At 73.2% G+C, this 17,306-nt stretch carries 15 protein-coding genes; 7 read left to right on the top strand and 8 right to left on the bottom strand.

Features of this window, described 5'->3' with window-relative positions; translation table 11 throughout:
• Nucleotides 1–5: 5 nt before the first annotated feature.
• From ACWCQM_RS10470 to rsmI, 6 genes are all read right to left on the bottom strand, one after another.
• Entirely contained in the window at nt 6–905 is a 900-nt protein-coding gene (locus tag ACWCQM_RS10470) for a 4-(cytidine 5'-diphospho)-2-C-methyl-D-erythritol kinase (protein ID WP_450914889.1), read from the bottom strand.
• Nucleotides 902–1,774, bottom strand: a complete 873-nt coding sequence (rsmA, locus tag ACWCQM_RS10475; protein ID WP_450914890.1) for a 16S rRNA (adenine(1518)-N(6)/adenine(1519)-N(6))-dimethyltransferase RsmA — start codon at nt 1,772–1,774, stop codon at nt 902–904. The genes ACWCQM_RS10470 and rsmA overlap by 4 nt, the downstream gene beginning before the upstream one ends.
• Nucleotides 1,775–1,783: 9 nt before the next feature.
• On the bottom strand, nt 1,784–2,350 hold the full coding sequence (locus ACWCQM_RS10480; RefSeq protein WP_450914891.1) for a ubiquitin-like domain-containing protein: 567 nt from the start codon (nt 2,348–2,350) through the stop codon (nt 1,784–1,786).
• 115 nt (nt 2,351–2,465) lie between these two features.
• Entirely contained in the window at nt 2,466–3,332 is an 867-nt protein-coding gene (locus ACWCQM_RS10485) for a TatD family hydrolase (protein WP_450914892.1), read from the bottom strand.
• Between the two features lie 51 nt (nt 3,333–3,383).
• Entirely contained in the window at nt 3,384–3,761 is a 378-nt protein-coding gene (locus tag ACWCQM_RS10490) for a hypothetical protein (protein WP_450914893.1), read from the bottom strand.
• A 174-nt stretch (nt 3,762–3,935) separates the two neighbouring features.
• Nucleotides 3,936–4,832, bottom strand: a complete 897-nt coding sequence (gene rsmI, locus ACWCQM_RS10495) for a 16S rRNA (cytidine(1402)-2'-O)-methyltransferase (RefSeq protein WP_450914894.1) — start codon at nt 4,830–4,832, stop codon at nt 3,936–3,938.
• Nucleotides 4,833–4,885: 53 nt separating this feature from the next.
• Here rsmI and ACWCQM_RS10500 point away from each other — a divergent pair, with 53 nt between their 5' ends.
• Nucleotides 4,886–6,652 (top strand): dolichyl-phosphate-mannose--protein mannosyltransferase, encoded by a 1,767-nt coding sequence (locus ACWCQM_RS10500; RefSeq protein WP_450914895.1) that lies wholly within the window; start codon nt 4,886–4,888, stop codon nt 6,650–6,652.
• A gap of 112 nt (nt 6,653–6,764) precedes the next feature.
• Nucleotides 6,765–7,928, top strand: a complete 1,164-nt coding sequence (locus tag ACWCQM_RS10505; RefSeq protein ID WP_450914896.1) for a TetR/AcrR family transcriptional regulator — start codon at nt 6,765–6,767, stop codon at nt 7,926–7,928.
• Nucleotides 7,929–8,044: 116 nt separating this feature from the next.
• Here the strand turns inward: ACWCQM_RS10505 and ACWCQM_RS10510 are convergent, their stop codons facing one another.
• The gene (locus ACWCQM_RS10510; protein ID WP_450914897.1) at nt 8,045–9,250 is read right to left on the bottom strand and encodes an oxygenase MpaB family protein; all 1,206 of its coding nucleotides are present in this window, start codon (nt 9,248–9,250) and stop codon (nt 8,045–8,047) included.
• 324 nt (nt 9,251–9,574) lie between these two features.
• Between ACWCQM_RS10510 and ACWCQM_RS10515 the strand changes: the two genes are divergently transcribed.
• Complete coding sequence (locus ACWCQM_RS10515; protein ID WP_450914898.1) at nt 9,575–11,209, top strand: penicillin-binding transpeptidase domain-containing protein; 1,635 nt, start codon at nt 9,575–9,577, stop codon at nt 11,207–11,209.
• Between the two features lie 45 nt (nt 11,210–11,254).
• Here ACWCQM_RS10515 and ACWCQM_RS10520 read toward each other — a convergent pair whose 3' ends face one another.
• A complete protein-coding gene (locus tag ACWCQM_RS10520) occupies nt 11,255–12,004 on the bottom strand; it encodes a GntR family transcriptional regulator (RefSeq protein ID WP_450914899.1) in 750 nt (249 codons plus the stop codon).
• A 170-nt stretch (nt 12,005–12,174) separates the two neighbouring features.
• Between ACWCQM_RS10520 and ACWCQM_RS10525 the strand changes: the two genes are divergently transcribed.
• The 4 genes from ACWCQM_RS10525 (at nt 12,175) to ACWCQM_RS10540 (ending at nt 17,293) form a co-directional block, all read left to right on the top strand.
• Entirely contained in the window at nt 12,175–13,188 is a 1,014-nt protein-coding gene (locus ACWCQM_RS10525) for a BMP family protein (RefSeq protein WP_450914900.1), read from the top strand.
• Nucleotides 13,185–14,903, top strand: coding sequence for an ABC transporter ATP-binding protein (locus ACWCQM_RS10530; protein ID WP_450914901.1), 1,719 nt, complete (start codon nt 13,185–13,187; stop codon nt 14,901–14,903). The genes ACWCQM_RS10525 and ACWCQM_RS10530 overlap by 4 nt, the downstream gene beginning before the upstream one ends.
• 321 nt (nt 14,904–15,224) lie before the next feature.
• Entirely contained in the window at nt 15,225–16,373 is a 1,149-nt protein-coding gene (locus ACWCQM_RS10535) for an ABC transporter permease (RefSeq protein ID WP_450914902.1), read from the top strand.
• A complete protein-coding gene (locus ACWCQM_RS10540; RefSeq protein WP_450914903.1) occupies nt 16,370–17,293 on the top strand; it encodes an ABC transporter permease in 924 nt (307 codons plus the stop codon). Before ACWCQM_RS10535 ends, ACWCQM_RS10540 begins: the two co-directional genes overlap by 4 nt.
• Nucleotides 17,294–17,306 lie beyond the last annotated feature (13 nt).

Here is a 17,306-nt window from a genome sequence, read left to right on the forward strand (position 1 = left end):
GGCTGTCAGACGACGGTGGCCCCGGGAGCGGGCGACACCGCGGTCCGCGCCTCCCGGCAGGTGCCCGACGCCAGCAGCGCGTCGGCCACCTTGTGCGCCGACTCCTCGTCCGACACCAGGAACGCCGTGGTCGGCCCGGAGCCGGAGACCAGGGCGGCCAGGGCACCCGCCGCGGTGCCCGCCGCGAGGGTGTCGGCGAGCGAGGGGCGCAGGGAGAGCGCGGCCGGCTGGAGGTCGTTGCCGAGGGCGTCCGCGAGCGCGGCGGTGTCGCCGGAGCGCAGGGCGGCCAGGAGAGCGGCCGACGGGGCGGGTTCGGGGACGTCCGTCCCCGCGGTGAGCCGGTCGAACTCGCCGTAGACCGCGGGGGTGGAGAGCCCGCCGTCGGCGACGGCGAAGACCCAGTGGAAGGTGCCGCCGACCTCCAGGGGGGTAAGCCGCTCGCCCCGGCCGACGCCGAGCGCGGCCCCGCCGACGAGGCTGAACGGCACGTCGCTGCCCAGCTCGGCGCAGATCGCGAGGAGTTCGTCCCGGGAGGCACCGGTGGACCACAGGGCGTCGCAGGCCAGCAGGGCGGCGGCACCGTCGGCGCTGCCGCCCGCCATGCCGCCCGCGACGGGGATGTCCTTGGCGATGTGGATGTGCACGTCGGGGGCGATGCCGTGCCGGGCGGCCAGCGCGATCGCGGCGCGGGCCGCGAGGTTCGTGGTGTCCAGCGGGACCTGGGCGGCGTCCGGCCCCGAGCAGGTGACGCGCAGCTCGTCGGCGGGGGTGACGGTGACCTCGTCGTACAGGCCGACGGCGAGGAAGACGTTGGCCAGGTCGTGGAAGCCGTCGGGGCGCGGGGCTCCTACGGCGAGCTGGGCGTTGACCTTGGCGGGTACGCGGACGGTGACGCTGTGGGTCATGCGGAGGGCTCCGGCTTGTTCTCGGCGATGGCGGCGAACTCCTCGACGGTCAGTGCCTCGCCGCGTGCCTGCGGCGAGATCCCCGCCGCGACGAGGGCCGCCTCGGCGGCGGGTGCCGAGCCCGCCCAGCCCGACAGGGCCGCGCGCAGCGTCTTGCGGCGCTGGGCGAAGGCGGCGTCCACGACGGCGAAGACCTCGGTCCTGCTCGCGGTGGTGCGGATCGGCTCGGTTCGCCGGACCAGGGACACCAGACCCGAGTCGACGTTGGGCGCGGGCCAGAAGACCGTGCGGCCGATGGACCCGGCGCGCTTGACGTCGGCGTACCAGTTGGCCTTGACCGACGGGACGCCGTAGACCTTGTTGCCGGGCCGGGCGGCCAGCCGGTCGGCGACCTCCGCCTGCACCATCACGAGCGTCCGCTCGATGGTGGGAAAGCGCTCCAGCATGGTGAGCAGCACCGGCACCGCGACGTTGTACGGGAGGTTGGCGACCAGCGCGGTGGGCGGCGGGCCGGGCAGCTCCGTGACCAGCATCGCGTCGGAGTGGACCAGGGCGAAGCGGTCCGCGCGCCCGGGCAGCCGGGCGGCGACGGTGGCGGGCAGGGCGCCCGCGAGCACGTCGTCGATCTCCACGGCGACGACGCGGTCGGCCGCCTCCAGCAGGGCCAGGGTCAGTGAGCCCAGGCCGGGCCCGACCTCGACCACCACGTCGTCGGGCCGCACCTCGGCGGTCCGTACGATCCTGCGGACCGTGTTGGCGTCGATGACGAAGTTCTGGCCGCGCTGCTTGGTGGGGCGTACGCCCAGCGCTGCGGCCAGCTCGCGGATGTCTGCGGGGCCCAGGAGGGCGTCGGGCTCTGTGGTGCTCACCCGTCAAGCCTACGGCCGCCACGGGGCCGGGAGTCCGCCGCCCGGCAGCGGCAGGGGCAGGGAGCCGTGCGCCTCCCGCAGGACCACGACCTCGTCGCCGTCGTCGAGGCCGGTGCCCGGGGCGGGGGCGACGAGGTCGCGGCTGCCGAGCCTGACGCCCTCCGCGTCGAGGAGCTCCCCGACGTCGTCGGCGAAGGTGTGCAGGGTGCGGGAGGTGCCGTCCACGCTGACGCTGACGGCCTTGTCCTGGGCGAGGAAGGCGGCGGTGCCGCCGGCCAGCACGGCGAGGACCAGGGCCCGGGGCACGAGCCGACGCAGCCCGTCGGGGCGGCTCCGGTGGCGCCGGGCAGCCCGGTGGCCCCCGGGCTGCCCGCGTACGGCAGGCTGCCGGGGCACCAGCGGGGTGTCCAGCACGGTGGGGTCGTGGACCGGCATGCGGCCGGGCCACAGTCCGGCGACGATCGTCCGCTCCTCGTGCAGGGAGCGCGGCGGTGCCGGGGCCGGGACCCGCGCCGGGGCCTGCCCCGTACGCCGGCCGCCGCGTGGTGCACGGTGACTGCCCTGCGAATGGCCCACGACGCTCCAGAGACTCCGGCTGCCGACCCCGTTGCGCGGGCACGATAGCCGAGGTCCCGTCACCGCCCATAGTCGTACGATTACCCCACGTGTCGACCGGGCTGGGCGGCGGAGCTCAGAAGTCGAACGCCCGCGCGGTGTTGTCGTAGACGGCCGCCGCGAGGGTGTCCTCGTCGGTGCCCCGCACCTCGGCCATCGCACGCAGCGTGACCGGGATGAGGTAGGGGGCGTTGGGCCGTCCGCGGTAGGGGGCGGGGGTGAGGAAGGGCGCGTCCGTCTCGACGAGCACCAGCTCGGCCGGGGCGACGGCGAGCGCGTCGCGCAGCGGCTGGGCGTTCTTGAAGGTGACGTTGCCCGCGAAGGACATGAAGTAGCCGGCCGCCGCGCAGATCCGGGCCATCCCGGCGTCCCCGGAGTAGCAGTGGAAGACGGTCCGCTCCGGCGCGCCCGCCTCGGCGAGGATCCGGAGCACGTCCGCGTGGGCCTCCCGGTCGTGGATGACCAGGGCCTTGCCGTGCCGCTTGGCGATCTCGATATGGGCCCGGAAGGACTCCTCCTGGGCGGCGATGCCCTCGGGGCCCGTACGGAAGAAGTCGAGGCCGGTCTCGCCGACCGCGCGGACGTGGTCCAGGGCTGCCAGGGCGTCGATCTCGGCGAGCGCCTCGTCGAGTGCCGCCTTCCCGCCGGGCTCGCGCGCCCCCTGGCGGGCCGTGCCCTCGGGGTCGCCGTGCACGATGCGGGGCGCCTCGTTGGGGTGCAGGGCGACGGCGGCGTGGACGGAGGGGTGCGCGGCGGCGGTCTCGGCGGCCCAGCGCGAGCCCTTCACGTCGCAGCCCACCTGGACGACGGCGGTGACATTGACCGCCGCGGCCCTGGCCAGGCCCTCCTCGACGGTTCCGTCCTGCATGTCCAGATGGGTGTGTGAATCGGCGACCGGAACCCGGAGGGGTTCGGGGAGCGGCGGGGCGTCGGTACGGCTCATGCCCCGACTCTACGAGGGCACGGGCCTCCTCTCACGGCCGGTGGGCCGCTCTCACCGGCGCTGGAAGGGGTGGAGCAGATCGGACAGCTGCCAGTGGCGCGGGGCGGGGGCGGGAACGGCGGTCGCCGCGACCTTCTCCTTCGCGGCCTCCGCCTCCGGACGCACGGCCTTCTGGTGCTGGAGCAGCTGCTGGACGGTGGAGACCCGGCCGGCCCGCATGATCCGGACCACATGGCCGCCGCAGTTCGTGCAGGTCGGGGTGGAGAGCGGCGAGGGCACGCGCTCCCCGTCCGCCTTGTAGACCACGAAGGCGTGGCCTGAGCCGTCGACGTGGTGCTCTATCTCGTAGGACTGTTCCCAGCCGTACCCGCACCTCATGCAGGCGAAGGCGTACGCCTCGTGGACGGTGGCTGCTGCGATCTCACTCATGCCTGCTCCTCTTGTCCGATGGACAAGCACTCCGGACAAGCACTCCGGATGGTGCGTTCCACCCTCAAGTGGACGCCTCCACCCGGTCGCGGCGCACCAGGGGCTGCCGAGAGTTGGAACGGTTTTGGCCGATCCGTGGGCCAAGGGCCCGGTACGCGGCTCGCGCTTTACATTTCAGGCTAGTCCTTTGCCCTGATCCTGGCCGGTCCGAGCAGCGTTCTTTGCCGCCACCACCGCATCGAACACCTCGCGTTTGGGCAGCCCCGCCTCGGCGGCGACCGCGGCGATGGCCTCCTTGCGCCGCTCCCCCGCCTCCTCGCGCACCTGCACCCTGCGTACCAGCTCGGCGGCGTCCAGTCCTTCGTTCCCGGTGTCCGTCGCGCCCTCGACCACGACGGTGATCTCGCCGCGCACGCCCTCGGCCGCCCAGACCGCCAGCTCGCCCAGCGGACCGCGCTTCACTTCCTCGTACGTCTTGGTCAGCTCCCGGCAGACGGCGGCCCTGCGGTCCGCGCCGAACACCTCGGCCATCGCGGCGAGGGTGTCGTCCAGCCGGTGCGGCGCCTCGAAGAAGACCATCGTGCGGCGTTCGTCGGCGACCTCGCGGAGCTTGCCGAGGCGCTCGCCCGCCTTGCGCGGCAGGAAGCCCTCGAAGCAGAAGCGGTCCACGGGCAGCGCGGACAGGGCCAGCGCGGTCAGCACGGCGGACGGCCCCGGTACGGCGGTGACCTTGATGTCCCGCTCCACGGCTGCGGCGACGAGCCGGTAGCCGGGGTCGGAGACGGACGGCATGCCCGCGTCGGTGACGAGCAGGACCCGCGCCCCGCCGGCCAGCGCCTCGACCAGCTCCGGCGTGCGCGCGGACTCGTTGCCCTCGAAGTAGGAGACGACACGCCCCGTCGTGTGGATGCCCAGCGCCTGGGTGAGCCGGCGCAGCCGCCTGGTGTCCTCGGCGGCCACGACGTCGGCCGTCTCCAGCTCGGCGGCGAGCCGTGGCGGGGCGTCCGCCACGTCGCCGATGGGGGTCCCTGCGAGTACGAGCGTTCCAGTCGTTCCAGTCACATCGGCCATCCTCCCAGCACGGACGGCACCACTCGCACAGATGCGTTCCCTACGATGGCGCGGTGACGAGTACTGCGCCCGAGGCCCAGCAGGGCAACGACGCCGGGGATCACACCGGCGAACAGCCGCATTCCTGGCAGCAGCGGCTGCGCCGCTTCGGCCATTCCCCCAGGCCGGAGGCGGGGCTGCGCGAGCGCCTGATCCCGCCCTACACCCGGCCGGGCCGCCAGTTCTGGAGCGTGCTCGCCGTGCCACCGGTCCTCGCCGGGCACCTGGTGCGCTGGGCCGCCTGGGGGGGACCGCTGCTGGTGGCCGCGGTCGCCGGGGTACTGCGGTTCTGGAACCTGGGCAGCCCGAAGGCGGTGATATTCGACGAGACGTACTACGCCAAGGACGCGTGGGCCCTGGTCAACCAGGGGTACGAGGGCTCCTGGCCCAAGGACATCGACAAGAAGATCCTCAACGACCCCTCCTCGGTGGACATCCCCGTGGACCCGGGTTACGTCGTCCATCCACCGGTCGGCAAGTGGATCATCGGGCTCGGCGAGCAGCTCTTCGGGTTCACCCCGTTCGGCTGGCGCTTCATGGTGGCGCTGCTCGGCACCGTCTCGGTCCTGATGCTGTGCAGGATCGGCCGGCGGCTGTTCCGCTCGACGTTCCTGGGCTGCCTGGCGGGCACCCTGCTGGCCGTGGACGGGCTGCACTTCGTGATGAGCCGCACCGCGCTGCTCGACCTGGTGCTGATGTTCTTCGTGCTCGCCTCCTTCGGCTGCCTCCTCATCGACCGCGACTGGGCGCGCCGCAAGCTGGCCGGGGCGCTGCCCGTGGACGAGGAGGGCATCCTGCGCCCCGACGCCCGGATCGCCGAAACGCTCCGCCTCGGCTGGCGCCCCTGGCGGATCGCGGCCGGTCTGATGCTCGGCCTGGCCTTCGCCACGAAGTGGAACGGCCTCTACATCCTGGCCGCGTTCGGCGTGATGGCGGTGCTCTGGGACGTCGGCGCGCGTCGCACGGCGGGCGCCGTACAGCCGTACAGGGCGGTGGTCCTGCGGGACCTGCTGCCCGCGTTCGTCTCCACGGTGCCGGTCGCGATCGCGACGTACGTCGTCTCCTGGACCGGCTGGATCGTCACGGACAAGGGCTACTACCGCAACTGGGCCGCCACCGAGGGCAAGGGCGGCAGCTGGACCTGGCTGCCGGACTGGCTGCGCAGCCTGTGGCACTACGAGAACCAGGTCTACGAGTTCCATGTCGGCCTGACCTCCGGCCACACCTACCAGTCCAACCCCTGGAGCTGGATCGTCCTGGGCCGCCCCGTCTCGTACTTCTACGAGGAGAAGACGGGCTGCGCCACGTCCGCGACCGGCAAGTGCGCCCGCGAGGTCCTGGCGCTGGGCACCCCGCTCCTGTGGTGGGCGGCGTGCGTGGCGCTGCTGTACGTGCTGTGGCGCTGGTTCTTCCGCCGCGACTGGCGGGCGGGCGCGATCGCGTGCGGTGTGGCGGCGGGCTGGGTGCCCTGGTTCTTCTACCAGGAGCGGACGATCTTCCTCTTCTACGCGGTCGTGTTCGTCCCGTTCCTCTGTCTGGCGGTCACGATGATGATCGGCGCCCTGCTGGGCCCGGCGGCGGGCACGGGCACCAGGCACGGCCTGGGGATGGACAAGGCCGATCCCACGGGCGAGCGCAGACGCACTCTGGGAGCGATCGCGGCGGGCGTGCTGGTGCTGCTGATCGTCTGGAACTTCGTCTATTTCTGGCCGATCTACACGGGCACCTCCATCCCCGAGGACTCCTGGCGCGACCGGATGTGGCTGGACACCTGGGTGTAGCGGGAAGCGGAGGCTGCGGGCTCCCCCACAGCCCTTGGGGAGCCCAAGGCCTTCGCGCCCGCGTGTGATTGACTCCTGGCATGGCCCCGTCCCCGCGTCCGACCGCTCGGCCGTGACCGATCCGGTCGCGGCCACCCGGCCCCGCAACCGCAGGCAGCTCATCGTCGAGGCCGCCGGCCGGGTCTTCAGCGAGCACGGCTACCATGCGGCGTCCATGGAGATGATCGCGGCCGGTGTGGGCATCACCGCGGCGGCCCTCTACCGGCACTTCCCGAACAAGTACGCGCTGTTCGCCGAGTGCGCCGACGTCACGGCGGAGCGGCTCGTCACCGCGCTCGACGAGGTGCCCTCCGGGGCGCCCCTGGCCGATGTGGTCACGGCCCTCACCCGGGTCACCGTCGCCCATCGCGCGTCGGGCGGTGTGTACCGGTGGGAGGCCCGCTACCTGAACCGCCAGGACCGCCGGCAGCTCACGGCGAAATTCGGCCACATCGTCCGGCGCGTCGAGGATGCGGTGCGGCGCGCGCATCCGCTGCCCGCCGGGCGGCTGCGGGCCCTGGCGGCCCTCGGCGCCATCGGGTCGATCACGATGCACCACACGTCGATCGCCCAGCGCCGGGCCGAGGAACTGCTGTCGGCGTCCGCGCTGCGCGTCGCGGCGACCGATCCCGCGGGGGGCCGGAGGCAGGGCGCGCGGCCCGTCGAACTGCCCGCCCTGCCGGTGCCGCGCACACGGCGCGCGGAGATCCTCGCGGCGGCCGTCCCGCTGTTCGCCCGGGACGGGTTCGCCAGCGTCACGAACGGGCAGATCGCGGAGGCGGTGGGGCTGGCCCCCTCGGCGCTCTACCGCCACTACTCGGGCAAGGTCGACATCCTGGCGACGGCGTGCCTCCAGGCGGCGAGGCTGCTGGCCCAGGGAGTGGAGCAGAGTCTCCGCGAGGTGACCGGACCGCATGACGCCGTCGTCGCGCTGGCGGCGACATATGTGGCGTACAGCTTCGAGTACACCGAGCTCAACAGCGTCGCCGAGGCCGAACTCGCGGGCCTGCCCGCCGATCTGCGGCGGCCCTTGGTCCTCGCGCAGCGGGAGCACATCGCCGTTTGGGAACAGCAGTTGCGGCTGGCCCGTCCGGAGCTGGACCCGCGCCAGGCCCGGGCGCTGGTGCACGCGGGCTTCGGCGTGGCGGTCGAGGCGGGACGGGGGCTGCGGTGGCGGGACGGCCGGAGGAACCGCGAGGCCGTCACCACCCTGGTCGTGGGCGCCCTGGGGCTCTGAACGGGCACCGGCGCCCCACGGACACGGGCACCCGGGCGCCATGGGCCCGGGTGCCCCCGGGTGTCCGCTCCTCGGCACGGCTGCCGGGGGCGGGCGCCCGGGGGCCGTCCGGCGGGTCAGCCGGGCCTGTTCCCGGTCGGGATCGTGATCGGGGTGGTGGTGGAGGAGGAGCCCTTGTTGAGGAAGAGCATGGCGAGGGCGCGCACGAACTGGTCGAACATGTAGAAGGTGCCCGGCATGACGGGCGACAGCCCCTCACGGAACAGGATGAAGGCCGGCCACGCGGTGCGGACCAGGGCCGCCGCCGCGTAGTCGCGCGGGAGTTTCAGCCAGTCGCCGACCTCGTTGCTGAGGACGTAGCGCACGAACTCGTTGAGGAACCCGCGCGTGACGCCGAGATCGATCTCCGCGGTCAGGCCGAGCAGCACCTCGGCCAGGTCGAGGCCCTCGGGCGTCGGGGCGAGGATCGGGGTGAGCACCTGCGCGGACTGCGCCTCGGCTGCGGCCCAGGTCTTCGGGATGTACTCCTCCGGCACACCGAGGAGGTAGATGGCGACCTGCCACGAGTGCAGGAACGCCTCCTCGTCCGCGGCCGACATCGGGATCCGCCAGTCGACCAGCTTCTTGTGCACGAAGGTGCCCAGGCTGTGGAAGGTGACCAGGATGTCGGCGACGCTGATCGGGATGGTCTGGTCGGCGCCCGACTTCCAGTGCGGCGACTGCGGCAGCAGGGTCCGCACCGCGCCGTGCACCAGTCGCGTCTTGTTGGCGGTGACGATGAACTGCCCCGACGGCTTGAAGGCGTCCAGCTGCGAGAGGTCGTAGCCGAAGGTGAACGTCTTGGCCGCGCGGTCCTTCATGTCGGCGCCGCCGAAGGACCAGTAGACGCTCCTGGCCTCCCTCGGGATCACGGTGCTCATGATCCCGCTGCCGAGGCCGTACAGCATGAACAGGTACGTGTCCTTGCGCCGGTTGAAGTCGGCGGCGCGGGTCAGCTTGGTCTGGTCGGCCCACGAGGGCAGCTTGTTGACCGTCCGCAGGTGCGCGGCGAGTTCGGCCGGGAGGCCGCTGGGCAGCGCGTCGCCGTTGTTCACCCAGCTCGCCATCTCGGTGTTGACGGCGGGCACTTGGCCGTTCTTGAGCAGCGAAGCCATCAGAGGGTCCGTCGCGCTGTCCCAGATGTACTCCGGATCGAGCCCCGCACCCGCGCCCGCCACCGAGTCCGCCGACGCCCACGCCCAGGCCTTGGCGGGGTCGGCCACACCCACGAGGCCGAGTGCGACACCGAGCGACAGAACGCTTCGCCTGTTGAGATTGGTCATTTACTTACCCACTTCCGAGCTGGACCAGACGGCACTATGGGCCTTTTCTGGCTTGCGAGTTGGGCTACCACCACGTTTCGGATCCTGCTGAGTTATGTGATTCTGAATTAACATAGCGAGCCTCGACACCGTGGGCAATGGTCATGACGAACGCCGGCCGCCAGGCCCTGGACGCCACGCCTCCGGATCCAGGTCAGGGCCCTCACGGGGCGCGTCGCGGTCCGGTAACAACCCCTCCGGGGTCACTCCCGTCCCGTAAGGTGCCGAAGGAAGGCTCCCCTTGAACGTGTTCAAGGAGAGGCACCGGGGAGGGGGACTGCACAGATGCGCAGTGGGGCGAAGGTCGCCATAGTCGGCGGAGTGTTCGTACTGGTGGCCGGGGGACTCGGCTACGGCGTGTACGACGTGGTGCTGGGGGGCGGGGACGCCGGGGGGACGGAGACCGCCTCCGCGTCCTCGGAGGTGCGGACGGGCCCGCTCGGCAAGGACGAGATCAAGGACACCGCCGGGGACTTCCTCAAGGCGTGGGCCTCGGGCGACGCGTCGGCCGCCGCGCTCCTCACCAACAACGAGAGCGTGGCGGAGCCGCTGCTGACGGGGTACGCCGAGGACGCCCACGTCACCGAGGCGGTGATCACTCCGGGCGTCGCCGTCGGCACGAAGGTGCCGTACACGGTGAAGGCGACGGTGTCCTACGAGGGGAGGACGAAGCCCTGGTCGTACTCCTCCGAACTGAGCGTCGTGCGCGGGCTGACCACCGGCAAGGCCCTCGTCGACTGGCAGCCCACGGTGATCCATCCGCAGCTGACCGAGGGCGCCACGCTGCGGACCGGTGAGTCGGAGACCGCGGCGGTCGAGGCCGTCGACCACAACGGCAAGGTGCTCGACAAGGAGACGTACCCGTCGCTCGGGCCGGTCCTGGACAGTCTGCGCGAGAAGTACGGTGACAAGGCGGGCGGTTCACCGGGCGTGGAGACCTGGATCGAGGCCTCGGACGCGCAGCTTCCGAATACCACGCTGCTGACGCTCGCGAAGGGGAAGCCCGGCAAGCTGCAGACCACGCTCGACGCGGACGCCCAGGCGGCGGCCGAGAAGGCGGTCAAGCAGTTCAGCGGGGCCTCGGTGGTCGCGGTGAAGCCGTCCACGGGCGCGATCCGCGCGGTGGCCAACAACCCGGCGACCGGCTTCAACGCGGCGATGCAGGGGAAGCAGGCGCCCGGATCCACGCTGAAGATCATGACGGCGGCGATGCTGCTGGAGAAGGGCCTCGTCACGGCGAACGGCCCGACGGAGTGCCCCAAGGACGTCATGTACCAGGGGCGTTCGTTCCACAACCTGGACAACTTCGGTCTTCCTGACTCCAGCAGCTTCACCACCAGCTTCGCCCGCTCGTGCAACACCGCCTTCATCAAGCTGATCGACGACACGCACGACGACGCGGCGCTGTCCAAGGAGGCCCGTGACGTCTTCGGGATCGGCCTCGACTGGAAGACCGGTGTCGTCTCCTTCGACGGAAGCGTGCCCGCGGAGAGCGGCGGCGAGGCCGCGGCCCAGTACATAGGCCAGGGCACCGTCCAGATGAACGCCCTCAACGTCGCGTCCATCACGGCCACCGCCCGCACCGGGACATTCCGTCAGCCGGTCATCGTCCCGCAGTCCCTGGACGGCCGACAGCTCGCCACCGCGTCCCGCTCGCTCTCGCCGAACGTCACCAACCAGCTGAACTCCGTGATGCGGGCCACCGCGGCCTGGGGCACCGGCCAGGAGGCCATGGCCTCGGTCGGCGGCGACAAGGGCGCCAAGACCGGCTCGGCCGAGGTCGACGGACAGGGCACGTCCAACAGCTGGTTCACCGGCTTCAGCAACGACCTCGCCGCAGCGGCGGTCGTCCAGTCCGGCGGTCACGGCGGCGACGCCGCCGGACCCGTCGTGGCGGCGGTGCTGCGCGCGGGGTCCTGACCCGCGGGTTCAAGGAACGGATCGACCGGCCGGGCCGGCGGCGGATCACGCCGCCGGCCCGGCCTGCTTCCCCGCGTCGCCCCGACCGCGCCGCCGGCGTGCCGCGATCGCCTCGGGGTCGATGTCCGGGCGGGACCACTGCGCCGCGAGGTCGAGGCTGGTGGCGCGTCCGTCCGCGACGTGTTCGTGCGCCAGGCGCGCCGCGCGGTCCGCGTCGCGGGCCGCGATGGCCTCGTACATCTGCTCGTGCTCCGCGCACTGCTGGGCCGGGTCCCGCAGCGCGGTCAGCCGGAACAGCCAGTGCATACGCGCCTCCAGGGGGCGCATCACACCGCTGAGCAGCGCGTTGGAGGCGAGCTCCACGATGCCGGTGTGGAAGGCCGCGTTGGCGGCGGCGATCGCCGCGCGGTCGTGCGCCCGGGTCGCGGCCCGGGCGGTGGCGAGCCCCTCCGCCAGGCGCGCCAGCCCGTCGTCGTCCGCCCGCTCCGCCGCCAGACGGGCCGCGAGGGACTCCAGAGATTCGCGTACGTCGAAGAGGTCGCGCACATCGCCCGGTGTGAACGGCGCGACCAGCGCGCCCCGGTGCGGTACCAGCAGCACCAGCCCGTCGGCCGCCAGAAGGCGCAGCGCCTCGCGCAGCGGGATGCGCGAGACCTCCAGCTCCGCGGCGAGATCACGCTCCACGAGCCGTTCGCCCGGCTGGAGTTCGACCTCGATGATGCGTCGCCGCAGGGTCTCGTACGCACGGTCGCGCAGCGAGGGACGCCCCTCGTCGGACGGTCGGGCTGCTGTCACCAAGGCTTTTCCTCCGCTGTCTGACCGGTCCCACCGTAAGCGGACGGCATGGCGGGGCCCTTACTGCTAACCGCTCGCTAACACGACGGCAACAAACGACCCGGAAACTGGGGCGCCATAGCGGTATACCACTAACTGGCTCGCGGGCCCCGTCTCCTGGAGGCATCCCAGTGGCACCATCCCGAACGCTCCTCTCCCCCGTCACCGTCGCCGCCTCCGTCATGTCGGGGCTGCTCCTGCTGTCCGGCTGCGGCGGCTCCGCCTCGGCCGGGGGCGAGGACGACGGCGGCAAGCTCAAGGTCGGCGTCCTCTTCCCCGGTTCGCTCTCCGACGACGGCTTCATGGGCTCGGCGTACCTCGGCTACCAGCGCGCGGCGAAGAAGCACGCGGACACGGTGGAGTTCAGCAAGGTCGAGCAGGTGGCGACCGCCGACTACGAGAAGGCGCTGGTCCGCTTCGCCACCGACTCCGACCTCGTGATCTCCCTCGGCGGGCAGACCGACGCCGACGTGCGCAACGTCGCGGCGCGCTTCCCCCAGGTGAAGTTCGCCGAGATCGGGGGCCCCGCCGACGGCAAGCCGCTCGCGAACCTCTCGCTGTACGACCCGCAGCAGGCCGAGGGCGCGTTCCTCGCGGGGGCGGCGTCGGCGCTGCTCTCCAAGAGCGGCACGGTCGGCTTCATCGGCGGGGCGGAACTCCCCGCCATCGTGAACGCCGCCGAGGAGTTCGACAACGGCGCCCGCGCGGCCGACCCCAAGGTGAAGGTCCTCGCCCCGCAGTACGTCGGCGACTTCAACGACGTCGCCAAGGCCAAGCAGTCCGCACTCGCCGACTTCGGCGCCGGGGCGGACGTCCTGGGCCAGATCCTCAACCTCGGCCACAAGGGGGTCGCCCAGGCCGCCGGCCAGCGCGACGGAGCGCTCATCGGCGGCCCGATCGCCCACGAGTGCGGGTCCGACCCGGCCTACGCCGGATATGTGGAGACGGACATCGGCGCGGAGATCGAGTACGCGGTGGACCACCTGGTCGCCGGGGACTGGAAGGCCGAGGCCGTCCACTTCGGGCTGACCTTCGAGGACCCGCACAACGACATCGTGCTCTGCGACACCTCCGACCCGGCGGTCACCCAGAAGCTCGACGAGCTGAAGCGGAAGATCACGGCCGGCGAGATCACCACCCGATGAACGCCGCCGCTCCCGCACTGGAGATATCCGGGCTCACCAAGTCCTTCGGCGCGGGGCGCGCCCTGGACTCGGTGGACCTCGTCGTCGGCGCCGGCACCGTGCACTGCGTGCTCGGGGAGAACGGGGCGGGCAAGTCGACCCTCTGCCACATGGTGGGCGGCTCGCTGGTCCCGGACGAGGGCAGCCTGCGCCTCTACGGCTCGCCCTACGCCCCCCGTAGGCCCGCCGACGCGCTCGCCGCCGGGATCGCCATGGTGCACCAGCACTTCAGCCTCGTACCGACGCTGACCGTCGGCGAGAACCTGCGCCTGCTGCGACTGCGGGACCTGCCGCGGCGGGTGGCCCGGGTGCGCGAGGAGTACGGGCTCGAACTCGACCTGGACGCACGGGTGAGCGAGCTGCCCGTCGGGGTGCGCCAGCGCGCCGAGATCGTCAAGGCGCTGCTGCGCGAGCCCCGGCTCCTCGTCCTGGACGAGCCCACCGGGGTGCTCGGGCCCGCCGAGACGGACGCGCTGCTGGAGACCTGCCGCCGGATCGCGGGGGCGGGGCACGCGGTGGTGCTGGTGACGCACAAACTCGGGGAGGCGGCACGGGCCGGGGACGCCGCGACCGTGCTGCGCGCGGGGCGGGTGTCCGGCGGCGGCCCGCTGTCCGAACTCCCGCCGGAACGGCTGGTCCCGCTGATGATCGGCAGGCCCGCCGACTCGCTCGGGGCGGGCCTGGCCGGGACGATCGGTCTGGCGCTCGACGGGGACACCCCGTCGCTCGACGGGGACACCCCGGATGAGGCGTCCGGCGCCGAGGACGTGACCGATGCCGCCGGTGCCGTCCGGGAGCCCGCCGGTGCCGTCCGGGAGCCCGCCGGTGCCGTCCGGGACGGCGCGGCGAAGGCGCTGCGCCTGCGTGAGGTCAGCGTGCGGCGCCCCGACGGGACCCACGCGCTCGACGGGGTCTGTCTGGACGTCGGCTTCGGCGAGATCGTCGGGATCGCCGGGGTGGAGGGCAACGGGCAGAGCGAGCTCATGGCCCTGCTCGGCGGCTCGCTCGCCCCCGGCTCCGGACAGGTGGAGCTGAACGGGCGCGATGTCACCTGCGCCGCACCGCGCGAGCGGAGCCGGGCCGGTCTGGGCGTGGTGCCCGAGGACCGGCTGCACGAGGGGTGCGTGCCCCGGCTGCGCGTCTCCGAGAACCTGTTCCTCGGACGGCTCGACCGCTTCCGCCGGTACGGGGCGTTCCTCGACCGGCGGGCCATGGCACGGGCCGCGGAGACGGTGCTCACCGAGCACGGCATCCGCGCGGACGGCCCGGGCGCGCCGATGTCGTCGCTGTCCGGCGGCAACCAGCAGAAGGTCGTGCTGGCCAGGGAGCTGGCGCTCGACCCGCTGGTCTGCCTGGCCGCGGCGCAGCCGACCCGGGGCCTGGACATCGGGGCGGTGGGCGCCGTGCACTCCCGTATCCGGCAGGCGTCCGCCGCGGGGACCGGGGTGCTGGTGGTCTCCAGCGAGCTGTCCGAACTCCTCGTCCTGTGCGACCGGATCGCCGTGGCCTACCGGGGCAAGCTGCTCGGCCCCGTCGACCCGTCCGAACCGGACGCCCGGGAACGGATCGGCGCCCTGATGCTCGGCGCGCACCCCTCGGACTCCGGAGCGGAGGGCGAAGGCGGCGCGGACGACGGCGTACCCGTGTCCGCGCTCGGCGACGCGCCAGGCCGCTGAAGCGGGCGCCGACCGAAACGGAGGGAGCGCGCACGCCGGGCCGAAGGGCGCACGCCCTCCAACGCCCGGCGACGCGGCAACCCCGGCACCCCGGCAACCCCCGCACCCCGGCAACCCGCGACCTGGCCCGCACCCCGGCACCCCTGCGCCCCGGCGACCTGGCCCGCACCCCCGCGCCCCGCACCCCCGCGCCCCGGCACACGCCCCCGCAGCACCCGTCCACCGGCGCTCTCCCCGGCCCGGCCGCGCGCCCCACGACCATCCGCACCCCGCAAGCCCGTAGAGCCCCGTAGAGCCCCGTAGAACCCGCAAGGAGCCGCCATGCCGCCCCCACCGCCTCCCCCGTCCACCACCTCCCCGGCCCCGGCCCCTGCCCGGACCCCCGCACCCGCCTCCGCCCCGCGTGGTGCGGGCGCCCGCCTGGTCCCCGTGCTGCGGCACCCCGTCGCCGTCGGCGTGCTGGCCGTCGTCCTCGCGGGACTGGCCGGGCTCGGGCTCGTCATGGGCGCCGGCACCCGGCCCGCGGTCGCCTGGGACGCGCTCGTCGAGGGCATGTTCGGATCGCCGTACGCCATCGGGAGCTCCCTCAACTCGGCCGCCGTACTGGCCCTCATCGCCACCGGGTTCACCGTCGCCCACCGCGCGGGCCTGGTGAACGTGGGCGGCGAGGGCCAGCTCTGCGCGGGCGGCCTGGCCGCCGCCGCCGTGGGCGGCACCCTGCCCGCCGGAGCCCCGGCCGCGCTCGCGGTCCCGCTCGTCCTTGCCGCCGGATGCCTGGCGGGCGGCGCCTGGGCCGGGATCGCCGCCTGGCTGCGGACGAAGCGCGGGACCAGCGAGGTCATCACCACGCTGCTCCTCAACTTCATCGGCGTGGGGCTCGTCTCCGTCGCCGTCCACGAGGAGGCGCTGCTGCGCCAGCCCGTGACCTCGTCCGAGACGCTGCCGCAGTCCGCCCCGCTGCCCGAGGGGGCCCGGCTGCCGCTGATCGGCGGCATCGAGTCCCCCGCGACGGCGATCGTCGTGATCGCGGCCGTCGCCGCCGTGCTCACCGGTGTGGTGCTGCGGCACACCGCCGCCGGGCTGCGGCTGCGGTCCGTGGGCCACTCCCCCGCCGCCTCGGCCCGCCTCGGACTGCCCGTGGCCCGGCTGGAGGGCGGCAGTCTGGCGTTCGCGGGCGCCGCCGCCGGACTCGCGGGCGCGAGCCTCGTCGCCATCGCCCCCTATGTGCTGGCCGAGCACTTCTCCTCCGGCTACGGCTTCTCCGGACTCGTGGTGGGACTGCTCGCCCGGGGTTCGCTCACCGCCGTGGCGGCCGTGTCGCTCCTCTTCGGATTCCTCACCAACGGGGGCATCAACCTCCAGCTCGCGGCGGAGGTCCCCGCCTCCTCCGTACAGATCGTGCAGAGCCTGCTCGTCCTGTTCGTCGCCGCGGCCATGTTCACCACCACACGTGACAGGAGCGGCTCATGAGTGCCGTCGTGGAGGAGCTCGCCTCCGGTGGGGTGCGCCTGGCCGTACCCCTGCTGCTGGCCTCGTCGGGAGAGCTGCTGAGCGAACGCGCCGGCGTGCTCAACCTCTCCGTCGAGGGAATGATGCTGACCGGCGCCTTCGCGGGCGCGGCCGGCGCCCTGGCCTCGGGAAGCGCGGAGGTGGGCGTGCTGGCGGCCCTCGCCGCCGGGCTGCTCTTCGCGGGCCTCCAGGCGCTGCTCAGCGTCGTCCTGCGCGCCGACCAGATCGTCACGGGCATCACGGCGAACGCCCTGGCCCTCGGCGCGACGACCTACGGCTCGCGCGTGCTGTTCGGCGACGGGTCGGCCGACTCGGTGCCCGGGTTCGACCCCGTCGCCGTGCCCCTCCTGCACGACATCCCCGTCCTCGGCCCCGCCCTCTTCGAGCAGACCGCCCTCGGTTACGCCGCCTTCCTCATCGCCGGCGGCCTCGCCCTGGGGTTCAGCAGGCGTACGGGGTGGGGTCTCGCGGTCGACGCGATCGGCGAGGACGCGACCACCGCGGACCGCTGCGGCCTTCCGGTGCGGACCGTACGGTTCGCCGCCGTGCTGCTCACCGGCGCCGTATCGGGCCTGGCGGGGGCGCAGTTGGCCCTGTCGGAGGTGCACGCCTTCAGCGACAACATGACCGGCGGCATCGGCTATCTCGCGGTCGTCGCGGTGATCGCGGGCCGCTGGCGGGCCTGGCCCACGATCGTGGCCTGTCTGTTCTTCGGTGTGGCGCAGTCGCTCCAGTTCGTGGCGCCCGCACTGGGACTGCATCTGTCCGCGCCGCTGCTGACGACGCTCCCGTACGTCATCGCGCTGCTGGCGGTGAGCGGCCTCGTCGGCCGCAGCCGGGCGCCCTCGGGACTGACCGTCCCCTTCCTGCGCGGCAGCTGACCGGCGGGCCGGC

Source organism: Streptomyces sp. NPDC002125 (genome assembly GCF_053593715.1).